We start from the raw sequence: 21,056 nt of genomic DNA, 5'->3' as shown, positions 1-21,056 counted from the left end.
CCAATAATGAAAAACCCTTATGCTCCCGCTTTCTGGTGCGTGTTCTTCGCACTGGTGCTGTTATCGGCGACTTACTTCTACGGCGTCATGCTCGCCCATCAAATCGACAAGGCCATGGTGTTCCTCGACAGTGCGTGCCTGGTGATCGGCACCTTGTCGATTGGCGTGGTCGCCTGGGCCTCCTACCAAAATCTGCGGGTGAAGAAAAAGCTCCTTGAGCAAGGCAAGACCCGCGTGGCGATCTGGGACACCAAGGTCGCCCTGCGCCGGGTCGAGACGGTCTTCGACCGCTATTTCTGGGGCAGCTATTGGCAGCCGGGGCGTACCTTCCAGGAAGTCATGGGCGACCTCACCGGCACGCCCCTGGAAAAAAGCCTCGAAGTCCTGAAAAAACAATGCGTGGTGCTGGATCGACAGGTCGCCGAAGGTAGGCATTGGCTGAATAACGCGCGGGAATTGTCCGACGTCGCCACCCAGATGGCCCGTGAGCGCTACCAACTGGACTTCTGCGATCCCAAGGCCGACACCCCCGGCAATGCCGTGATCCACCGTGAATTCGAGGTGCTGGTGTACACCTGGACCGCGCGCCTGAAGAGTTTCGACCACCAACTCGACGAAATCGAATTGGAATATTCGTGAACCAACGGTCGACCTGAACCCTCTGAAAAGCTGGGCCGTTCGCGGCCGCCAGTGCTAATCTTCCCCCCGTTTTCAGCCCTCCTCCCGGGGGTCAAGGAAGACAGCCCACTTCTCACAGGATTTGATCAGGTCACTTCATGAATAAGCCAGCAGTCGTTCTCTTGGGTTTCGTTGTCGCCGTTGGCGTCGTCAGTGCAGGCGGTGCCTGGTACACCGGTAAGCAACTTGAGCCGGTGCTGCAAACGGCGATCCAGGATGCCAACAAGGAACTGCAGCGCTCCATGGCCGGCGTCGACGGCAGCGTTGTCCTGGAGCTGGCGTCCCTGGAGCGTGGCTTGTTCAGCAGCACCGCGCATTATCGCGTCAAGGCGCAGGGCTCGTTCTTTGGTGAGCAGAACCCCAACCCCGAACTTCTGTTCGTCGACCATATCGAACACGGCCCGCTGCCGTTCTCGCGCCTGGTGTCGTTCAAATGGCTGCCGGTCATGGCCACCAGTCACTACGCACTGGAAAAGAACGCCACCAGCGAAAAATGGTTCGCCGCCGCCAAGGACGTCTCGCCCCTCAAAGGCGTCGTCAATATCGGCTACAACCGCTCGGTCAACGGCAATCTCGAACTGCTGCCCCTGGAGTTCAAGGACGACACGTCCTCGGTGAGCTTCTCCGGCGCCAACCTGGACATCGACAGCACCGCCGAGGGCAAGAAGGTCAAGGCCGATGGCTACATGAACAGCCTCAAGGTCGCGGTGGTCGACGCCAATGGCGCGCCCTTCGACGTTGAATTCGCCGGCCTGACCGTGGCCAGCAATGTCGAGAAATCCACTTTCGGTTTCTACACCGGCCAGAACACGATCGAGCTGACCGACACCAAGCTGACCTTCGGCCCGCAGAAAGCCGTGCTCACCCTCAAGGGCTTCGAGCAGAAAGACAGCAGCGACATCAAAGACAACAACATGGACGGCCGCGTCGACTACAAGATCGACGAGATCGGCTACCAGGGCAAACCGGTTGGTTCCGCCGCCATGGCCCTGAGTTTGAAGAACATCGACGTACCGTCGGGCCTGCTGCTGACCAAGCTGTACCAAGACAAGATGCAGCCGGTGCAAGCCGCTGCCGCCGCCGGCGAACCGGTGCCGGAGCTGCAATTGACCGACGCCGAGCAGGCCCTGGTCGAAGCCAACGTCAACCAGTTGCTGGCGGCCAAGCCCCACCTGGCGCTGGAAAACCTGTCCCTGAAAACCACCCACGGCGAAAGCAGATTCAGCCTCGCGCTGGACCTGGCCAAGCCCGCGTCCATGGAACTGCCGCCGGTTGAGCTGGGCAAGCAGGTGATCGCGCTGTTGGACGCCAACCTGACCCTGTCCAAGCCGATGATCGCCGACGTTGCCGCCCTGCAAGCGCAGGTGAGTGGCGTGACCGACCCTCAAGCCATCGAGCAGCAATCCCAGATGGCCAGCGATATGGTCAGCGGCATGGCCGTTGGCACACAGCTGGCGACCCTGGTGGGCAGCGACGTGGTGTCCAAGTTGCACTACGCCAACAACGAAGTGATCTTCAACGGCCAGAAGATGACCGTCGAGCAGTTCATTGGTTTTGTGATCGCGAAAGTCGGTGCGGTGAGCGGCGCGCAGTAAAAGAGTCAACACCGAAAGCAATCATGGGGGAGCAGGCCAGTCCACTCCCCCATTTGTATTTCAGAATGGCGGGGCAAATCTGAACAAATGTTCCGGTTTGTGCATTTCGATTCAGACGTCGGAGATAGTGACCCCAGGAAAGCCCGGCCGGGTCATCAGACGTCGGCACCCTGAGGCAAATTGCTCAGGACCACCTATCGTTAAAGCTTTCCGTGTGTAAGGAAGCTCACGATATGTTGCGAAACCTCCCCCTCAGTGCTTCAGGCCGGTTGCGACTGCTCATCGGGATCGCCTTGTGCAGCCAACTGCTGGTGCCCGCTTTCGCCAAGGCCGATCCGGCCTACGACGCCCTGATCATCCAGGCGCGCAACGGCAACTTCACCCCTGCGCTCACGCAACTTCGTCAGCTCTCCAGCGAACGCCAGACCCCAGGCCAGGTCAGCGATCACCTGGTCATCGCCGGGTGGGCCGGCCAGGACGCCGAAGTGCTGCAGGTGTACGAGGCCCAGGGTAAACATCGCAACCTGAGCACCCAGGCGCTGGCCACCGTCGCGCGCACCTATCGCAACCAGAAGCAATGGGCCCAGGCCGAGGCGGTCTATCGCCAGGCGCTGTTGCGCGAGCCAAATAATGTCGACCTGCAATTGGGCCTGGCCCTCACCCAGGCCGATGGCGGCCAGGCCAGCGAAGCCGTGCAACGCACCCGCGCGCTGGTGGCGGCCAAGCCTGATGACCCCAACCGGCGCATGGCCCTGGGCTACGCGCTGACCCGTGCAGGCTTGAACTACGACGCGCTGCATGAATTCGACCAAGCATTCATCCGCGCCGGCGACAAACCCGACGTCGCCCGCGAATACATCGTCGCCCTGCAAAAAGCCCGTCTGCCGGAGCCGGCGTTGCGCCTGTCGGCCCTGCGTCCCGGCCTGTTGGACGCGGTCACCCAGCGCCGGCTGGAAGGCGACCTCGCCGCCGAGCGCGTGCGCATGGCCGAGTTCGCCACGCGCACTGAACAGGAACGCTATGTCATCGCCGACCGCGCGCTGCAGGATTACGACCGACTGCTCGCCCGCTGGCCCCCGGAGCCCGGCGCCCACGACGACGTAGTGACTTGGCGTATCGACCGCCTGGGCGCCCTCAAGGCGCGGGCGCGCATGGCGGATGTGATCCGCGAGTACGAAACCCTGAAAGGCGAAGGCGTGCAATTGCCGACCTACGCCGTGCGCTGGGTGGCCGCCGCCTACCTCGACCAGCGCGAGCCGGAAAAGGCCGAGCCGCTGTATCGCCAGGCGCTGAGCGCAGCGGATGCCGACCCGGCTGATCGTGTCGAAGACAGCACCGCGCTGTTCTATGCCTTGCTCGAAAGCGACAAGGTGATGGAGGCCCGAGAGGTCGCCAGCAACCTGGCCAACCAGGAAAAACCGCGCGTCGAACTCAAGGGCCTGCCGATCGGCAACCCCAGCGACAGTTGGATGGACGCGCAGCAACTCGCGGCCCAGGCTGGCACCTACGGCGGCGACCTGCCGGGCAGCGAAGCCGGGCTTGAAGCCCTGGTGGCCAAGGCGCCGGGCAATGTCGGCCTGCGCGTGGCCCAGGCCGACATGTACCGCGCCCGTGAGTGGCCGCGTCGCGCCGAAGGCACCCTCAAGGAAACCGAAACCCAGGCCCCGCGCGATATCGGCCTGGAAGTGAGCCAGGCCTACACCGCCATGGACCTGCAGGAATGGCGGCAAATGGATGCGCTGACCGATGACGTCCTGGCGCGTAACCCCGATAACCGCCAGGTGCAGCGCCTCAGCCGCCTGCGCGATGTGCACGACATGGCCGAGCTGCGCGTCGAGGCCTACACCGGCAAAAGCTATGGCGGTGGTAATAACCAGGATGCCGGTGCGGTGAGCGGCAGCCGCGACTGGGGCATCGAAAGCGTGCTCTACAGCCCGCCCATCGACGAAGACTGGCGCGTATTCGCCGGCGCCGGATACGCCACCGCCGACTTCACCGAAGGCACCGGCCAGCACCGTTTCCAGCGCGTGGGCGTGGAGCGGCGTACCCGTGACATGACCCTGGAAGCCGAGGTGTCCAACCATTCCTACGGCTTCGGCAGCAAGCAGGGCGCGGCGGTGTCGATGACCCGCGACATCAATGACAACTGGCAATACGGCGCCAGCCTCGGCTACCTGCTGGCCACCACGCCGCTGCGGGCCTTGAACGCCGACATCACCGCCAACGGCGGCAGCGGCTTTATCCGCTGGCGCGCCAATGAAAGCCGCGAATGGAAACTGTCCCTGAGCCCGTCCCATTTCAGCGACGGCAACGACCGGGTCGAAGCCTTGCTCACCGGCCGCGAGGGCCTCTACAGCTCGTCCCATGTGCAAGTGGACCTGGGCCTGGAAGTCGGCGCCAGCCACAACAGCAAGGCAGACACGGTGTACTTCAACCCCAGGTCCGACTTCAGCGTATTGCCCATCGTCAACGTCAACCACGTGCTCTATCACCGCTACGAGACCCAGTGGAGTCAGCAGTTCCAAGTCGGTGCGGGAACCTACAGCCAGCGGGATTATTCCACCGGTGGCGTCGGCCTGATCGGTTATGGCCAACGCTTGCGCTGGAACGATGTCCTGGACGTGGGGGCCAACCTCAGCCTGATCAGCCGACCTTATGACGGTGCTCGCGAACGCGATCTGCGCCTGCTCGTCGACCTCACTTACCGTTTCTAGAAGAGCCTGACCATGACCGTCCTCAGCCGTTGCTTGTTGGTCCTGGGTGTATTGCTGGCCAGCGCCTGCGCCCAGCAACCCGCGCCCTTCACTCCACCCGCCGAGCGGCCGACCCCGGCCAACGAAGCGCCGTGGCCGAAAAACCACTTCCTGGGCATTGCCTACCACGACGTCGAGGACCGCGACCCCGATCAGGCGGTGGTGGCGGTGCGTACCGAACGGTTGATCGAGCAGTTGGCCTGGCTGCGCGAAAACGGCTATCAGCCGGTGACTGTCGACCAGATTCTCGCAGCGCGCCGGGGTGGCCCGGTGTTGCCGCCCAAAGCCATCCTGCTCAGCTTCGATGACGGCTATTCGAGCTTCTACACCCGCGTGATGCCGATCCTGCGCGCCTATCGCTGGCCGGCCTTGCTCGCGCCGGTCGGCACCTGGATCGACACGCCGTCGAACCAACCGGTGGACTTTGCCGGCTCACCACGGCCGCGTGGCGAGTTCCTCACCTGGCAGCAGATTCGTGAAGTGTCCCAGTCCGGCCTGGTGGAAATCGCCGCCCACACCGATGCCAGTCACAAAGGCATTCTGGCCAACCCCCAGGGCAACCTGGAGCCGGCGGCGACCTCCCTGCGCTTTGATCCGGCCACCGGCCGCTATGAAACCCAAGCGCAGTTCCAGGCGCGGATGCGTGCGGATGTGGTGGCGATCTCCGACAAGATCCGCACCGTCACCGGCAAGGCGCCACGGGTGTGGGTGTGGCCCTATGGCGTGGCCAAAGGCACCTCGCTGGCGATCGTCGGCGAGCATGGCTATGAGATGGCCCTGACCCTGGATGACGGCCTCGACAGCTCGACCGCCCTGATGAACAGCCCACGCTTCCTGGTGGCCTCCGATCCGGACGGCGAGCATTTCGCCAACAGCATCGTCGCGGTGCAAACCCAGGCGCCGCTGCGCGTGCTGCATGTGGACCTGGACAACGTCTACGACCCGGACGCGGCGCAGCAGGCGCGCAACCTCGACCAACTGGTGCAGCGCGTCATGGACATGGGCGCGGGCACCGTGTTCCTGCAAGCTTTCGCCGACCCCAAGGGCGACGGCCTGGTGCATGAGCTGTACTTCCCCAACCGCCACCTGCCGGTGCGCGCCGACCTGTTCAACCGCGTCGCCTGGCAACTGCGCACCCGTGCCCATGCCAGCGTGTATGCGTGGATGCCGGTGCTGAGTTTCGCCCTCGACCCCAAGCTGCCGCGCGTGACCCGCTGGGATCCGCAAACCGGCCAGGTCGGCCTCGACCCGGATCAATACCAGCGCCTGTCGCCGTTCGACCCGCAGGTGCGCAAGATCATCGGCGAGCTCTATGAGGACCTGGCGCGCAACAGTGTCATCGACGGTGTGCTGTACCACGACGATGCGTTGCTGTCGGACTTCGAAGACGCCAGCCCCGCCGCGCTCAAGGCCTACGCTGCCCACGGCCTGCCCACCAGCATCGCGGCCTTGCGCGCCGACCCGGCGGTGATGCAGCGCTGGACGCGATTCAAGAGCCGCTACCTGATCGACTTCACCCAGGAGCTGACCGCCAAGGTGCGCGCCATCGGTGGGCCGCAGGTGCAGACCGCGCGGAATATCTTCGCCGAACCGATGCTCAACCCGGCCAGCGAGGCGTGGTTCGCGCAGAACCTCGACGATTTCCTCCAGACCTACGACTGGACCGCGCCCATGGCCATGCCGCTGATGGAAGGGCAGGAACTGAAGACGTCCAATGCTTGGTTGGAAAAACTGGTCGCCACGGTCAAGGCACGCCCTGGGGCATTGCAGCGGACGGTCTTTGAGCTGCAAGCCAAAGACTGGCGCACCAAGGCCGCGCCCGATATCGATGGTGTGCAGATGGCGCAATGGATGGGTGTGCTCAAACGCCAGGGGGTCACGAGTTTTGGTTATTACCCGGACAACTTCCTGGAGAACTCGCCGGACCTGAACACCGTGCGTCCGGCCCTTTCCAACCAATGGAACCCTTGACCATGTTCGACAGAATCCTGGCGTTATTCGTATTGGCACTGGTATTGGGCGTGCCCCTGGGCCTGATCTTCCTGGTCACCGGGCAGTTCCTGATGGACTTCGTGTTTTTCTACCCGCTGTTCATGTCGGCGCTGTGGATCGCCGGCGGCCTGTACTTCTGGCTGCACTGGGAGCGCCACTGGCCGTGGGAAGACGACACCCCGGCGCCGCCTCTGGCCGGCAACCCGCTGATCTCGATCATCATCCCTTGCTACAACGAAGGGGAAAACGTCGCCGACACCCTGGAAGCCGCGCTGGGCCAGGTGTACCCGAATATCGAAGTGATCGCCGTCAACGACGGTTCCACGGACAACACCGCGCAGGTGCTCGATGCCCTGGCCTTGCAGCACCCACGCCTGCGGGTGTTGCACCTGGCGCAGAACCAGGGTAAGGCCGTGGCCTTGCGCATGGGCGCGGTGGCGTCGCGCAGCGAATACCTGGTGTGCATCGACGGCGACGCATTGCTCGACAAAAACGCGGCGGCCTACCTGGTCGCGCCGATGCTCGACAACCCGCGCCTGGGCGCCGTGACCGGCAACCCGCGCATCCGCACGCGCTCGACTTTGATCGGCCGCGTGCAGGTGGGCGAGTTCTCCTCGATCATCGGTTTGATCAAGCGCACCCAACGGGTAGTCGGTCGGATCTTCACGGTGTCCGGTGTGGTGGTGGCGTTCCGTAAAAAGGCGCTGGACCGCGTCGACTACTGGAGCACCGACATGATCACCGAGGACATCGATGTCAGCTGGAAGCTGCAGCTCGATCACTGGAGCATCTTCTACGAGCCCCGCGCACTGTGCTGGATCCTCATGCCGGAAACCGTCGGCGGCCTGTGGCGCCAGCGTCTGCGCTGGGCCCAGGGCGGTGCCGAGGTGCTGTTCAAGAACATCCGTGGCATCTGGCAGTGGCGTCATCGCTACCTGTGGCCGCTGCTGTTCGAATACTGCTTGTCCACCGGCTGGGCGTTCACCTTCATGCTTTCGGTGATCTTCTGGAGCGTGGGCAAGTTCATCCCGTTGCCCCAGGCGATTACCGTCGAGTCGCTGATGCCGCCGGCGTTCACCGGGCTGGTGCTGGCGATGGTGTGCCTGCTGCAGTTCGCGGTGAGCATCCTGATCGACCGGCGCTACGAAAAAGACCTGTGGAAAACCCTGTTTTGGACCGTGTGGTACCCGATGGTGTTCTGGCTGGTGAGCCTGTTCACCACCTTGGTCAGCTTCCCCAGGGTGCTGTTCAAGCAGCACCAGAAGCGCGCGCGCTGGGTCAGCCCGGATCGCGGCATCAAACCTGTTGAAAAGGAGGTGTGAGCATGAAACTGGTCAGAACCCGCCAACGCACCGCGATGTGGCTCATCGATGTGCTGTTGACCCTGGTCGCCTGGGCCGGGTTGATCTGGCTGCTGGCGCGGGGGATCGGCTCGATGCTCGACACCCACGGCGGCCCGCGCTTCGACGCGCCGATTTTTGCCGCGATCAATACCTTGCAGGTCTACCTGTGGATTGCTGTGTTCAACGCCGTGATCCTGATCAGTTGGGCCCGCTACCAGCAACGTCGAGGCCGCCAGTTCGCCCGGCGTCGCGCCGAAGCCAAGGCCCTGAGCGACAAGAACCTCAGCGAGAGCTTCAGCCTGGCCGAAGGCGAGCTGGAGCAACTGCGCCGGCCGGGGGTGCTGGTGATCCACAACGACGAAGAAGGGCACGTCTCGGAAGTGAAAGCCCATGTCTCCCGCGATGTGGAAAAACCGGGGCTGACCCTGGTGCCGGGCCAGGATCGAAACAAGGACGCCAGCTAGCGCAGGCGCAATTCCTCAAGCCGGCACCAACCCCCTGCGGGCTTGCGCGTTACAGCAACTTGCGCTGCACCGCCTCGTCCAGCGTGCTGCGCGTCAGCGCTTCCACAACATCCCGCGTATCGGCCTGGAACGGGAGACCCACGATCAGCACCAGGTGCATCCAGGTCCGCACCGATTCGCTCTTTTTGACCCGGCCCAGTTCTTTGCCGTCCTTGTCCTTGAACACCGTTTCCAGGGTGAAGGTGTTCTTCGCCGTCGACGGGATGATGAAGAACGTGAAGCCGGTGATGAACGCCGACACCGGGCTGTACTCTTCGTTGTTGTGCAGTGTGGCGTCCACGTAGAGATCCGAGTCGACCTTGTCGGTGCTCACCCGCGAAAAACGGTTGGAGGCGCGGTACGAATCGGCTACGGCCTTTTCCCACAGCACCACCGGGGCACCGACCGCGGCGTTGCCTGGGCCGCCGTTGACGTGGTTTTGCGCCGTGGTGCGCACGTACGCCGTTGGCTTCTGCGCTGGCGCGTTGGCAGTCGGCGGCCAGGGTTGTACCACCGGCAATTCGTGTTGCGAGTAGGACACGCAGCCAGTCAGCAAGACCGCCATGAGCACCAGGCTGTGTTTGATCAATCCCTTCATGTGTTGCTCCTTGAAATTACGGCTTGGCCAGTTTGGCGGTCGCGGTGTCGAGCAGTTGCGCGACCAGTTTGGTCAACTGTTGGCCGCCCATGGACGGTGCCCAATATTGGCCGCTGTAGAGGCCGACGTTGTGCTCGAACGTGATCGTGTCCTTGGCCGTGGCCAGTTCCTTGCCGTTGCGGTCGACGATCACCAGGTCGCCGGCCACGTCGAAGCTGTCCACGTAGATAGGGCCGTTGACCCAGATCCAGATCGTCAGCGTCAACAGCGCGCCGGGCACGTACGCCGGGTGCGGCGCGCGATGGCCCTTGAGGGAGGTCATGTTGAACTTGAGCACCACGTCGTTCTCTTCCAGGCGCACGGGGTACTCGGTGACCTGCTTGAAGTAACCCGCCGTGCGCACGTACTGGTTGAGCTGGGCGGTCAGGGAGCGGCTGATGGCGGTCTTGTTCGCATCGTTGACGTCGGCGGCGCTCACGGTGACATCGGCGATTTGCGCGCTGCGCGGGCTGCTGACAGGCACCGGTTGAAGCGGAGCGGCGATAGGGCCGGTGACGGTGTAGGACACGCAGCCGGTCATCGACAGCGCCGCGATCAGAGCCACAGCCCGAAGGAGAAGTTTATGCATGCAATATCCCTATAAATGAACGAACCAAGTCAGTGTCTCGACCCGCTCGCGCATAACTTGAGCGCACGGTTTTTATTTTGCCCAAGGCGCTCGTGCGGGTTTCGGGCGATCTGACCCTGGCGTAAAGTCGCGCCCGACAACCTGTCATCCCCCCGCATTCATCACATGGAAGTGCTATCAATGGACCTGAAATTTCTCGCCCTGTGCAGCACGTTGTTGCTGTCCGCCTGCAATCACCAGCCTTGGGTGCCTTACGTCGACCCGCCCGCCGGCAGCGACACCGCCAGGCTGCGTGTGATCACCAATGGCGAAGTGCGGGGCGGTGCGTACACCGGCTGCGTCGGCAATGAGCAGGGCCTGGCCAGGGCCGGACGCTTCGGCAGTGACGGCCAGCCCAGCATCAACTACCCACAGTCGCCCGTGACCCCGCCGCAACTGGGCATGCCGCCCCGCAAGCTGCCGACCCTGGATCAATACTTGGGAGCGATCCGCATGGCCGAAGGCGCCTACACCGAGATCGTCGCCGAGTATCGGGTGCCGGCCGGCATGCCGTTTGTGCTCCAGCGCGAAGCGTTGGCCGCCGGTGTCGACGGCCAACGCTATTTCCAATGCGCCGCCGATACCCAGGTGGTCACCTTCGAGAGAGGCAAAGACTACGAACTCTATACCGGGATGAAATATGCCAAGGCGCCGGATGGCAGCGTGTCGCGGCGCTGCCTGTTCCTGATTTACGAGTTGTCGGCGGGCACCTTTATGCCGATAGCGGCGACCGCGCCGGCCGAGCGTGCGTGTCGATAAGCCAGACTTCCCGTGTCGTCGTTGAGCCTCTTCGCGAGCAAGCTTGCTCCTACAAAAAAATCTGCGTTATGCAGGCCCGAGCGTGGCTTTGGCGGCGACCAATGCCGAGCGCGCCCATGCTTCCACGCCGACTTGCGCCACGCGCTGCTCGTTCGGAATCTCGATGCTGATCGGCAGCTCGGCCGGCAGTGATTGCCAGATCCGCCGCAAGTCGATGGCGCCTTCACCCGGCAGCAATCGCGCGTTGCGTGCGGCGTAGATCAAGCCTTCGTCAGTCGTTGGGCGCTGAGCCGGGCCATCGCAGATCTGGGCGTAGTGCAGCCACTGCGTGGGAATCTTCGCGATGTCCTCGACGCGGCTGTCGGAGCGGTCGAAATGCAGCGCGTCGATCAGGATGCCGCCGTTGACCTGGTCTGCCTGGCCGACGACACGCAAGGCGGTGGTCAGGTCGGGCACGGCGGTCCACGGCATGAATTCCAGATCGGCGCTCAAGCCATAGGGCTGCATGGCCTCGCAGAGACGCGCGTAGTTCTCCACCAGCCGGCTGAATTCGCGATCGTCGCCGGCAATGAGCACCGCACGCGCACCGAGCCGCTCTCCGACTTCAAAGAAGGCGAGGTAGTCCTGCGCGTTGAAATCGGCGTTCAGGCGGATCAGTTCCAAGTCAAAGATGCCGACGCCGGTATCCTCCATGCGTGCCAACGTTTCGGCGAGCAGGGCGGGGTTGTCCATCAAGGGATAGGCCAGCGCGCCCGGTGCCACGGGCAGCAAGCGCAAGCCGGCATAGCTGTAGCCGGTACGCGCCGCCAGATCGACCATTTGCGCAGGGTTATGGGTCAGGGCTGTCAAATGAGCCAGTGAATAGGGGGTGGGCATGGGAACTCCTTGGTCTTATTTCTGCGTGGCGGTTTTCAGGGATGAGTGCCCGTGGCGACCTTTGATGATCATGGCCAGCACGCCGAGCGATGAAGGCAGGAAAATGAACAGGAACACCGGGGGAAATTAGCATGAGTGGAATGCCATTCCAATAGTGAAGTATCTTCCTTGCTGCTGTTTATGAGCCTGATCCGGGTTTTTTTAGCAGCAGATTTTCCTGTCTTGTAGGCTTAAACAAATTGAATTATTTTGTGGAATCACATTCCAAAACAGTTCAAAGCCTCGGAAGGTACCCATCATGATCACCCGCTTGTCGCAGATATCCGAAGGTGAAGCCTTCGACATTGTTGTAGTCGGCGCGGGCGGCGCTGGCATGTCCGCCGCCTTGTTTGGGGCCATCAATGGCGCCAAGGTGCTGCTGGTGGAAAAGTCTGAATATGTCGGCGGCACCACGGCTTTTTCCGCGGGCACCACATGGGTGCCCAACAGCCACCACGCCCGCGCGGTCGGCGCGCACGACGACAGCCTGGAGAAAGCCGCCCATTACCTCGATCTGGCCGTGGGTGATCGATCGAGTCCGGCCCTTCGCCGTGCGTTCCTGGAAAACGGCCCGCTGGCGGTCAAGTGCATCGAGGACAATTCGTCGGTGCGCTACCGTGCCCGACCGTTCCATCCCGACTACATCTCCGACCTGGAAGGCTCGACACTCAAAGGCCGCGCCCTGGAGCCACTGCCGTTCGACGGTCGCCAGCTCGGCGAGCGCTTTGCCCTGATACGTCCGCCCATTCCCGAGTTCACGGTGCTGGGGGGGATGATGGTGGACCGCGATGACGTCAACCACTTGCTGGGCATGACCAAGTCGTTCAAGTCCCTGCGTCACAGCATCAAGCTTCTGGTTCGCCAGGGTGTCGACCGCCTGCGGCATTCGCGCGGTACCCGCCTGGTGATGGGCAATGCGCTGATCGCCAGCCTGCTGCAATCGCTGGATCAACGACGCGTGCCGGTATTGACGCAGTGCCAGATGGACAGTGTGGAGTCGGGCAGTGATGGCATCGAGGCGATTGTCCTGTCGCAACAGGGGCTCAAACGGCGACTGCGGGTCAAAGGCGGGGTGATCCTCGCCTCGGGTGGCTTCAACCGCCATCCGGAGCGGCGCAAGGCGTTACTGCCGGGAATTGATGTCAAATGGTGCCCTGGCGCCAGCGGGCACACGGGGCAGGCACATGATGTGGCGCAGGGCGTGGGCGCGCGCTATGGCAAGCCCGGCCTGAGCAATGCGTTCTGGGCACCGGTGTCCACGCGCAAGCGGGCCGATGGCAGTCTCGCGGTGTTCCCGCACTTCATCCTTGACCGTGGGAAGCCGGGGATGATCACGGTCAACCAGCAGGGCAAACGCTTTCTGAACGAGTCGACCTCTTACCACCTGTTTGGTATCGGCATGCAGAAGGCGGGCGTGGCGCCAGCCTATCTGGTCACCGATGCGAAGGGCTTGCGTCAGTACGGTCTGGGCATGGTGCGACCTGGGGGCAAAGGCCTTAAGCCGTTCCTCGAGGATGGCTATCTGACTGAAGGGGCGAGCCTGGCGGCGTTGGCCGGGCGTCTGGGCATTGATGCCAGCGGGTTGCAGGACAGCGTGCGGCGCATGAATGAATATGCCAGGACCGGCGTCGACCTCGACTATCAACGGGGGACCACCGACTATCAGCGGGCCAACGGCGATGGGAGCAACACGCCCAACCCCAACCTCGGCACCCTCGGCATTGCACCGTTCTACGCGATCCGCCTGTACCCAGGCGATATCGGCGCGGCAACCGGCTTCGCGACCGATGCGAAGGGGCGCACGCTGGACGATCGGGATCAGGTCATCCCAGGTCTTTACGCCATCGGCAACGACATGCACTCGATCATGGGCGGCACCTATCCGGGGCCGGGAATTACCTTGGGGCCTGGGCTGACGTTCGCTTACCTGGCGGCGGGCCATGCGGCGCAACGGGCGAAAATGCCGGCCAAGGAGGCGGTGCTGGAGCAGTAACGCCGCGCGGTATCAACAACAAAGGCCGGTGCTGACCGGCCTTTGCAGGTGACAACCCCACGCCTTATGGCAATGCCGGCACGCTGGTGGCGGTCATCAGTGACAGATGGGGCACGCTGCCGACCTGCGCCTGCTCCAGTTGCCGAACGGTTTGCTGCAATGCTGGAACCAGTTGCTCCAGGCGCTCAAGGGTCAGCCTTACGCTGGGGCCGGCGATGCTGATGACGCCGGCCGCGGTCTTCTGTCCTGCCTGCATGATTGGCATGGCAATGGCTGCGGCACCGGCCTCGAAGCTCTCGCTGACCATGGCGTAACCCTGGCTGCGCGCCCGTTGCAGGCACGCCAACAGCTCTTCGACCGTGGTCGGCGCATTCGGGCCGTATTGGCCGGGTTTCGGCAAGCCTTGGCGATACACCAGCTCCAGCGCCTGTTCGGTGCTCATCGTGCTCAGCCACGCCAGCCCCGAAGCGGTGCAACTGAGCTTGGCCTCGGCGCCCGCATCGGGGTCGTAGCGCAGGCCGGAACGGGTGCCCTGAGCCTTGGAAACCCAGATCAACGATTCCCCATCGACAAGCCCCAGACGCACCAACTCGCCCGATTCGTTGGCCAGCTGGTCGAGCATGGGGCGCGCCAGGTCGACCAAGTCGATGTCGGAGAGATGCTTGAGGGCCAGAGAAATCAGTTTCAACGCGAGGATGTAATTACCGTGGCGTGGGTCCTGGCGGACGTAGCCCATTTCGACGAGGCTGACGAGCATTCGATGGGTCGCGCTGGGCGCCATATCCAGCGCTCCGGCGATGTCCTGAAGGGGTAGACCTTCGCAATGGCCGGCCAGTAATTCTAAGGCGCGAAGGCCACGGCCCAGGGCATTGCTCATGACTGTTTCCTTTTATACAAAACGTGACTGGATCGACTTGGAATCTTATTTCATCTCCGCGCGCAAGCATAGCAACCATAGCGCCGCGCCGGGCGCCCTGGTTGCCTTCGCCGCGAGCCTCAGGTGACGGCTTGCGCGACCTTGTCCACGCCGGGGCTGTGGGTTGTGTCGTGGCTTTCATAAGCGTGCGCTCCCGCCGCATGCCGGCCGGCCACGTAGCCGAATGTCAATCCGGGGCCCAGGTTAATGCCGCCAGACGGGTAGTGGCCGCCCATGACGCTGGCCATGTCGGTGCCTACCGCGTACAGCCCGCTGATTGGCTTGCCGCGTTGGTCGAGGACCTGCGCCTGGCCATTGGTCTTGAGCCCGGCGAATGTGCCGAAGCTGCCGGGGCGCACCTTGACCGCATAGAACGGCCCGGTTTCGATGGGTGCGACGCAAGGGTTGCCTTGGGTGATCAGCGGGTCGCCCATCTTGCGGTTGTAGGCGGTGGAGCCACGCCCGAATTCCGGGTCTTCGCCACGTCGCGCGTGCTCGTTGAAATGGTTGACGGTCTTGACCAGTTGCGCCGAATCAATGCCGCACGCTCTGGCCAGCGCTTCGAGCGTGTCGGCGCGCTGGAGGTAGCCGCTGCGCACCGCAGGGCCAACGGGTAAAGGGAAGGGGCGAGAGATGCCCAGCCCGAACCGGCGTTGAAAACGGTGATCGCAGATCAGCCAGGAGGCCACTTCTTCACCGGGTGGCGCGCCGGCCACCATCGCCGCCGTGTAATCGTAATAACCGTCGGCCTCATTACAGAAGCGCTTGCCGGTGGATAGCACGCCAATGATGCCGGGCTTGCCGCGCTCGATGATGTGCGGGAAATGCCCCGTGCTGCCATCGGCATGCTTGACCAGCGACACGGGCGCCCAGGCAGCGGGGGAGGCAACATGGGTTTCCAGAACGCCACCGGCGGATTCGCCCAGGCTGATGCCGTCGCCGGAGCAGGATTGCGGTGGCAGCGCCAAGTGTTCGTGACCGGTAGGCGTGCGCGGGAACAGCGCCTGGCGGCGCGCAATATCATTCGGGAAACCGCCGGCGGCCAACACCACACCCTTGCGGGCGCGGATGTCGAGGGGGCCCTTGAGCGTATCGACCCTGGCACCCAGCACATTGCCGTTTTCCATCAGCAACTCGCGGGCGGGCGCCGACTCGATCAATATCACGCCCAGGTCTTCAGCCGACTTGGCCAGGCGCCCGGTCAGCGCCACGCCGTTGACCAGATGCATGGCGCGGCCATGCACGGCAAGGTCGCGCAAGTGGGCAGTGAAGCGCTTGGCCACATGGATAAACGCCTTGAGCGAGCGGGTCATGCTGAGGAAGGCACCCAGATCGGCGCCAGCCATGATGGGCATGCCGAAAAACGAGGTCTCGCGCATGGTCTTGCGCATGCGTTTGATCAACCGCCCCATCTCCCTTGCATCGTAGGGCGCCGCAATCACCTGATGGCCTTGGGTCGCGGCCCCCGGCACATTGCCATGGACGTCCGGAATACCATTGCCGTCGGCCCACTTCAGCGCGGTAAAACGTTCGAAAAAAGCCACCATGTGAGGCGCATTGTCGAGGAAGGCATCCACTCGTTCGGCGTTGTAATGCACGCCCAATTCGTTCTTCAGGTAGGTGCGCGGTTGCTGCGGATCCTCAATGATCCCCGCGCGCCTGGCCAGCGGATTACCCGGCACCCACGCCCAACCGCCCGACCACGCCGACGCGCCGCCAAAGTGCGTATCTTTCTCCACGACCACGACCTTCAACCCATGCCAGGCGGCCGTCACCGCAGCCGCGAGGCCAGAAGCGCCAGAACCGATAACCAGCAGATCGCAATCAATCTGTCGGGTTTGCTGCTGATGGGAAGGTGTCATGAGGGAATACCTGGCAGGGGTGGTCATCCGCTTTTCAAGTCTGATAAGAGATGATGTTAATATTTGGAATATGGTTCCATTTATCGCTGTCAGGTGTCAATCCGTTCTGTGTACGCGCCAACCTCAATGAAATAGCTTGCTCAGCCGTTCAGGGCTGCCTGCGAAGCTATCCAGTGATATCACCGTGAGGTATTGCGCGAGCGTGACGTGGCGATCACCGCCCCCGTAATGATCAACACCGCGGGAATCATCAGGATCGGCTTGGCGTCGCTTTGCCCCACAGCAATCAGCAGCAGCGTGGAGAACAGCGGCGCCAGGTAAGACAGGGCGCCAAGCGTCGCTAGATTTCCGTGCTTCGTCGCGTGATCCCAGGCGAAAAAAGCCAGACCGACCGGGCCCAGCCCCAGCGCTATGATTGCCGCCCATTGGCCCGTGTCAGGTCGCACCGTGGTTTCGAAAGCCAGGTGGCAGAGCCATCCGGCCACTGCCACCAGCCCGCAAATACCGCCGATGATGCTGCTCGGAACATGGCTGAAACGCCGGTTGACGATCGAATAGACCGCCCAGACCCAAGCACAGGCAAAGGCTGCGGCGTAACCGATTACCGGCATCGACGCACCGTCACTCCGGGCCCGCAGTTGCATGATAAAGGCCGTCCCCGCAAGGCCGAGCAAAGCGCCCAGCAGTTGGCGCCTGCGCAGCGACTCGCCGGTAGCAACACTCGACAGCAGGACGATCAACAGCGGCCACAGGTAGGCAATCAGGCTGGCGTCAGCCGCAGGCGCGGCCTTCAGCGCAAAGAAATACAACGCGTGATAGACAAAGATGCCGGCAAACCCCGTTGCCCACACAGACCAAGGCTGACGCCAACTGCTGAACCCCGCCGCGCCACGCAGGCCTAGCAGGCACACGCTGGCCAGGAACGCGACCGCGAAGCTCGAAGCCAGCAACTGAAAGGCCGGGATCCCGGCGGTCAAAGTGGTCAGAAGCGCCAGGCACGCCCACAAAAACACCGCAATCACCCCGATCAGGGTGGCACGCTTGGCGAGGGTGATAGATGCCTCGGAAGTGCTCATGCAAATCCCCTCTGTGGATAATCCTCAAGCGAGAACAATAGAAAGGTCGGCACCGCGCGTATTGATCAGACCTGCCAAAAAATTGTTCAGGACTGCTGATTTTTCAGTGGTCCCGCAGGTGTTTACGCACAACGGCCGGCGTCAGATGGCGAGCTTTCTTCAGGGCATGGGTTAACGCGCTCTGATCGGCGTACCCGGCGCGATGCGCAATTTCAATGATCGACAACGACGTTTGGCGCAGCAGGTCAATGGCCAGATTCAGGCGCAAGTTCGCGATATGCGAGAACGGCGTCGTGTTCAGGTGCTGCCCAAAAAGCACATACAAACGCCGCTCGCTGGTGCCCGCATTACGAGCAATATCAGGCACCGTCAGAGCGCTGCTCAGATGCTGCTCAATATAGGCCAGCGCTCGCGCCAGAATGAACTGGCCGGGATCGTCCCGCGCAACCTCGGGCTGCAATAACGAACCCAACAGCAACCGACTCCAGGACTCGACCATCGTGAGTGAGCCGATCAACCGTGACCCGTTGCTACTGGCGTAATCGAGCAAATGACGTACATCGGGCCTGAGCGCAAAAAAGCGCTTATCACCGAGTGGCTCGAGCGACGCAACCGTGCTTTTCTGCGCGTCGCCACGATCGGTCGCGACGTCCAACACCAGGAAACGGTTACGCGTATTGGCCAGGAACGCATGCCGGGCCCCCGCCGAAATCACCACCCCCTGACTCGCATCGACCTTGCCCCCCCGCCCGTCGACCTCAATCTCCATCGACCCGGATTGGGGAAGCACTATTTGATGAAAGTCATGTTGGTGAAGCTCAACCTGACCGGAGTAAGAGCGCAACGAAAGAGAGAACGATTGGGGGGCGGTGGTGCTCATCCGTGATGCTCCGGTTTTTGAGGGATTTATCCTATGTCACGGTTTCGTCTGGATGCCAGCGTATCTCGGGTGGGGGGGCTAAGGGCGGCGTTTTTCCGGTATGCCTTCAGTTATATAAATCTCAAAGCCCACATGTGGGCATACACGGCAGGAAGTTATAGGGGGGACGGGAACGGATAGTCAGAAACAAGAAAGCCCGCACGGGGCGGGCTTCTTGGGGTGTTTCGTAGACTGTCTGAGACAGCCAGAAACTAGTATGTGGTGCACCCGGCGGGATTCGAACTCACAACAGCGGTAAGCCGTAGTCCCGAGCCGCCTGGCGGGCCTTTCTGGATGAATGCACCAGCTTGGTGGGGCTGGTTAATGTCTCACCCACGGTATCCATCGAACCCATGAGAGGCAAATTTCATTTCGCCTTTTTTCTCGTCGCTGGATTGCCTGCACCCTCCAAATCGCGAAGGAGCTGATACGGATCAGTTTCCAACTGCCTGCACACCTCCAGGAACTCAATCACGTCCAATCGACGTTCACCTCTTTCGAACTTCGACACAAAGGATTGAGGACGACCCAGTCGATCAGCCACTTGTGATTGGGTGAGACCGGCTGTATTTCGCCGTTCCACCAAAAGCTCAAGCAGACGGACATAGGGTTGTGTGCGGATGGATTTCATTGCGCGCTGCCGAAAAAATGTTCGGCAACTTAAGTAAACCTATTTCAGGGTTATCCCAAAACGGGTTTATGTAGTATTTTTGGCCCTGTCTCTGACTGTGCACCTTCAACCACAGCGTATTTTGATGCGCTGCGTTGCGGGCGAATTCATTCCCAACAAGGCTCATAAAATGCTGAAAACAGTACTGATTGTCGCTTCATGCGCTCTATCCACTGCTGTGTTGGCTGAAGTCCAGGCCGATTGCAGCGCCAAGATGAATGGCGATGCGCACTGTGAGTTCGCCAACAAGGGTAAGCAGAAGGACAGCTCTTGCGTCGTCATCGAAGTGGTAAGAGCCTACGATGCTAAAACCTATACTCGTCCGTCATTTGGTGGAAAGGGAGCAGCTCTCACATCAGAAGAAATTTGCTCCGGGCTTGTAGAAGCCAATGACATCCGTGAGCGCACTGCCTCCAATTCCTGGTCAGTCAAAGGCACGCCAATGAGCCCGATGGCGTTCTGTGAGTCTGACAACCCGTGGGAGAAGGCCTCCACCAATTGCATCATGACGACGAAGGTCGTCGCCAACTGAGTGCAGAGGCTACATACCAAGCAGTGACAGTTTTCAGTGCTGTGTATATGACCTTCCTACAAAGCGTCACTTTTAGCTCCACCTGGCCTCAACGCGCCGTTCTGCTCGCTCTGCGCATCAACTACTCATAGCAATGAATAACGTAGGTCACCTCGTCATTATCTTAATGATCGCTAAGCTGTTCGATTACGGTTTTTCTCGGCCACCTGGCCTAAACGAAAGGAATCACTATTCATGAACATGAAAATTTCTGGGATGGTTATTGGTGCTGCTGGCTTTGTGATGCTGATGATTGCTATGGGTATGGACACCAGCGTCGTAGTGGACAGCGCCTATCCATCTCTCACCGGGATGCGGGTGAACAACCTAGGTCTGATCTCAGACAAGCAGAACTACACGCTTATCGCCGTAGCCTTTCTGATTTTGGGTGTGCTGCTTTTTGGGTTCGGTTTCGTTGCCAGCAAGTCCGGTGCCACTCGTGGCGAGATATCTTCTGCACAGAAGCAAGAGCCGGCTCACTATTCCGCTGAAGACTTAATGAGGGCGATTGCTCAAGGCGACTTGTTCGAAGCTCGAAAAATCGTGGACTCCGGATTGGACTTGACCAAGGGAGCCGGAGCGATGTCCTTTGTCGAGTACGCCGATCTCTATGATCAGGTCGAAATCAAGGAGCTGATCCTTATGAATCAAGGTTTTTGAGACACTCGCATTTCTTTCAGGCTAGCTCATGAGGGGGACGACTGCCTTAATCGCATAATAGCGTCCGTGATGTCTTGAGCATTCGCGTCCAGCGTTTCCATGGCCCCAATTGCGTTGGCAGCGATACTCACCTCTCCATTCTCAGAGAGCCACTTGGTCACCTCCTCAATTGCCGCACATATGGCGTGCTGGTTATGCAGGAGCAATGTGAGAGCGTCCGCTGTAGCTATGTTGGCTTCGGAATTATCTGGCATGCGTATCGTCCTTGAGTAACTGGTGAGGGAAGACTAGCTGACCTCGCAGATGTTGATGGCGCTTCTCCAAACCCACTGACAAACTAGATATTCCATCGATTTGCTCGCACATGGCAGTGCACGGCCCACAACGTAACCTCTAAAGGGATCACCAAGCCCAGTCTGAGATATGGTTCGGCTTCTGAAATGGTTCTGTCACCTGAGAGGCAGGATGCTGATGGAGAATTTTCGATGGCTTGAGTCTGCTTCGAATTAGGCAGAGCTGTGCGGCTTCAATCGAAGGGAACATCGTGCAAAATTCGTATCCTGAGTCTATAGTCCGCGTGAATGCC

19 protein-coding genes are annotated in these 21,056 nt (G+C 61.5%); 10 read left to right on the top strand and 9 right to left on the bottom strand.

The window, feature by feature from the left end; genetic code table 11:
- Positions 1 to 6 precede the first annotated feature (6 nt).
- The 6 genes from BLR63_RS21970 (at position 7) to pgaD (ending at position 8,825) form a co-directional block, all read left to right on the top strand.
- A complete protein-coding gene (locus BLR63_RS21970) occupies positions 7 to 639 on the top strand; it encodes a hypothetical protein (protein ID WP_010565353.1) in 633 nt (210 codons plus the stop codon).
- A 137-nt stretch (positions 640 to 776) separates the two neighbouring features.
- The gene (locus BLR63_RS21965) at positions 777 to 2,273 is read left to right on the top strand and encodes a YdgA family protein (RefSeq protein ID WP_042946901.1); all 1,497 of its coding nucleotides are present in this window, start codon (positions 777 to 779) and stop codon (positions 2,271 to 2,273) included.
- Positions 2,274 to 2,506: 233 nt separating this feature from the next.
- Positions 2,507 to 4,987, top strand: a complete 2,481-nt coding sequence (pgaA, locus tag BLR63_RS21960; protein WP_010565355.1) for a poly-beta-1,6 N-acetyl-D-glucosamine export porin PgaA — start codon at positions 2,507 to 2,509, stop codon at positions 4,985 to 4,987.
- Positions 4,988 to 4,999: 12 nt separating this feature from the next.
- Positions 5,000 to 6,997 carry a poly-beta-1,6-N-acetyl-D-glucosamine N-deacetylase PgaB gene (gene pgaB, locus BLR63_RS21955; RefSeq protein WP_010565356.1) on the top strand — a complete coding sequence of 666 codons (1,998 nt, stop codon included), beginning with the start codon at positions 5,000 to 5,002 and terminating at the stop codon, positions 6,995 to 6,997.
- 2 nt (positions 6,998 to 6,999) lie between these two features.
- Complete coding sequence (gene pgaC / locus BLR63_RS21950) at positions 7,000 to 8,340, top strand: poly-beta-1,6-N-acetyl-D-glucosamine synthase (RefSeq protein WP_010565357.1); 1,341 nt, start codon at positions 7,000 to 7,002, stop codon at positions 8,338 to 8,340.
- 2 nt (positions 8,341 to 8,342) lie between these two features.
- Positions 8,343 to 8,825 carry a poly-beta-1,6-N-acetyl-D-glucosamine biosynthesis protein PgaD gene (pgaD, locus tag BLR63_RS21945; protein WP_010565358.1) on the top strand — a complete coding sequence of 161 codons (483 nt, stop codon included), beginning with the start codon at positions 8,343 to 8,345 and terminating at the stop codon, positions 8,823 to 8,825.
- 49 nt (positions 8,826 to 8,874) lie between these two features.
- On the opposite strand, the gene BLR63_RS21940 is transcribed toward pgaD, so the two are convergent.
- Positions 8,875 to 9,462: a hypothetical protein gene (locus tag BLR63_RS21940; protein ID WP_010565359.1), complete on the bottom strand. Its 588-nt coding sequence runs from the start codon at positions 9,460 to 9,462 to the stop codon at positions 8,875 to 8,877.
- Positions 9,463 to 9,478: 16 nt separating this feature from the next.
- Positions 9,479 to 10,090, bottom strand: a complete 612-nt coding sequence (locus BLR63_RS21935) for a hypothetical protein (RefSeq protein WP_010565360.1) — start codon at positions 10,088 to 10,090, stop codon at positions 9,479 to 9,481.
- Positions 10,091 to 10,270: 180 nt separating this feature from the next.
- Here BLR63_RS21935 and BLR63_RS21930 point away from each other — a divergent pair, with 180 nt between their 5' ends.
- Entirely contained in the window at positions 10,271 to 10,888 is a 618-nt protein-coding gene (locus BLR63_RS21930) for a hypothetical protein (protein ID WP_010565361.1), read from the top strand.
- 66 nt (positions 10,889 to 10,954) lie between these two features.
- Here BLR63_RS21930 and BLR63_RS21925 read toward each other — a convergent pair whose 3' ends face one another.
- Positions 10,955 to 11,764 carry a sugar phosphate isomerase/epimerase family protein gene (locus BLR63_RS21925; RefSeq protein WP_010565362.1) on the bottom strand — a complete coding sequence of 270 codons (810 nt, stop codon included), beginning with the start codon at positions 11,762 to 11,764 and terminating at the stop codon, positions 10,955 to 10,957.
- Positions 11,765 to 12,062: 298 nt separating this feature from the next.
- Here BLR63_RS21925 and BLR63_RS21920 point away from each other — a divergent pair, with 298 nt between their 5' ends.
- A complete protein-coding gene (locus tag BLR63_RS21920) occupies positions 12,063 to 13,796 on the top strand; it encodes an FAD-dependent oxidoreductase (RefSeq protein ID WP_010565363.1) in 1,734 nt (577 codons plus the stop codon).
- 64 nt (positions 13,797 to 13,860) lie between these two features.
- Here the strand turns inward: BLR63_RS21920 and BLR63_RS21915 are convergent, their stop codons facing one another.
- From BLR63_RS21915 to BLR63_RS21895, 5 genes are all read right to left on the bottom strand, one after another.
- Positions 13,861 to 14,673 carry an IclR family transcriptional regulator gene (locus BLR63_RS21915; protein ID WP_010565364.1) on the bottom strand — a complete coding sequence of 271 codons (813 nt, stop codon included), beginning with the start codon at positions 14,671 to 14,673 and terminating at the stop codon, positions 13,861 to 13,863.
- 119 nt (positions 14,674 to 14,792) lie between these two features.
- The gene (locus BLR63_RS21910) at positions 14,793 to 16,574 is read right to left on the bottom strand and encodes an FAD-dependent oxidoreductase (protein ID WP_010565365.1); all 1,782 of its coding nucleotides are present in this window, start codon (positions 16,572 to 16,574) and stop codon (positions 14,793 to 14,795) included.
- A 179-nt stretch (positions 16,575 to 16,753) separates the two neighbouring features.
- Complete coding sequence (gene yddG / locus BLR63_RS21905; RefSeq protein WP_010565366.1) at positions 16,754 to 17,650, bottom strand: aromatic amino acid exporter YddG; 897 nt, start codon at positions 17,648 to 17,650, stop codon at positions 16,754 to 16,756.
- A gap of 103 nt (positions 17,651 to 17,753) precedes the next feature.
- Positions 17,754 to 18,530 (bottom strand): helix-turn-helix domain-containing protein, encoded by a 777-nt coding sequence (locus tag BLR63_RS21900; RefSeq protein ID WP_042946904.1) that lies wholly within the window; start codon positions 18,528 to 18,530, stop codon positions 17,754 to 17,756.
- Positions 18,531 to 18,936: 406 nt separating this feature from the next.
- On the bottom strand, positions 18,937 to 19,200 hold the full coding sequence (locus tag BLR63_RS21895; protein ID WP_010565368.1) for a helix-turn-helix domain-containing protein: 264 nt from the start codon (positions 19,198 to 19,200) through the stop codon (positions 18,937 to 18,939).
- Positions 19,201 to 19,279: 79 nt separating this feature from the next.
- On the opposite strand from BLR63_RS21895, the gene BLR63_RS21890 reads away from it, so the two are divergent.
- Together BLR63_RS21890 and BLR63_RS21885 are read left to right on the top strand one after the other, a co-directional pair.
- The gene (locus BLR63_RS21890) at positions 19,280 to 19,771 is read left to right on the top strand and encodes a hypothetical protein (protein WP_231998092.1); all 492 of its coding nucleotides are present in this window, start codon (positions 19,280 to 19,282) and stop codon (positions 19,769 to 19,771) included.
- A gap of 234 nt (positions 19,772 to 20,005) precedes the next feature.
- Positions 20,006 to 20,470 carry a hypothetical protein gene (locus BLR63_RS21885; RefSeq protein ID WP_010565370.1) on the top strand — a complete coding sequence of 155 codons (465 nt, stop codon included), beginning with the start codon at positions 20,006 to 20,008 and terminating at the stop codon, positions 20,468 to 20,470.
- Between the two features lie 26 nt (positions 20,471 to 20,496).
- On the opposite strand, the gene BLR63_RS31950 is transcribed toward BLR63_RS21885, so the two are convergent.
- Positions 20,497 to 20,724 (bottom strand): hypothetical protein, encoded by a 228-nt coding sequence (locus BLR63_RS31950; RefSeq protein ID WP_010565371.1) that lies wholly within the window; start codon positions 20,722 to 20,724, stop codon positions 20,497 to 20,499.
- Positions 20,725 to 21,056 lie beyond the last annotated feature (332 nt).

It is taken from the genome of Pseudomonas extremaustralis (assembly GCF_900102035.1).
Taxonomy (GTDB): Bacteria; Pseudomonadota; Gammaproteobacteria; order Pseudomonadales; family Pseudomonadaceae; genus Aquipseudomonas; species Aquipseudomonas extremaustralis.
This window is presented reverse-complemented; position numbering and strand designations above follow the sequence as displayed.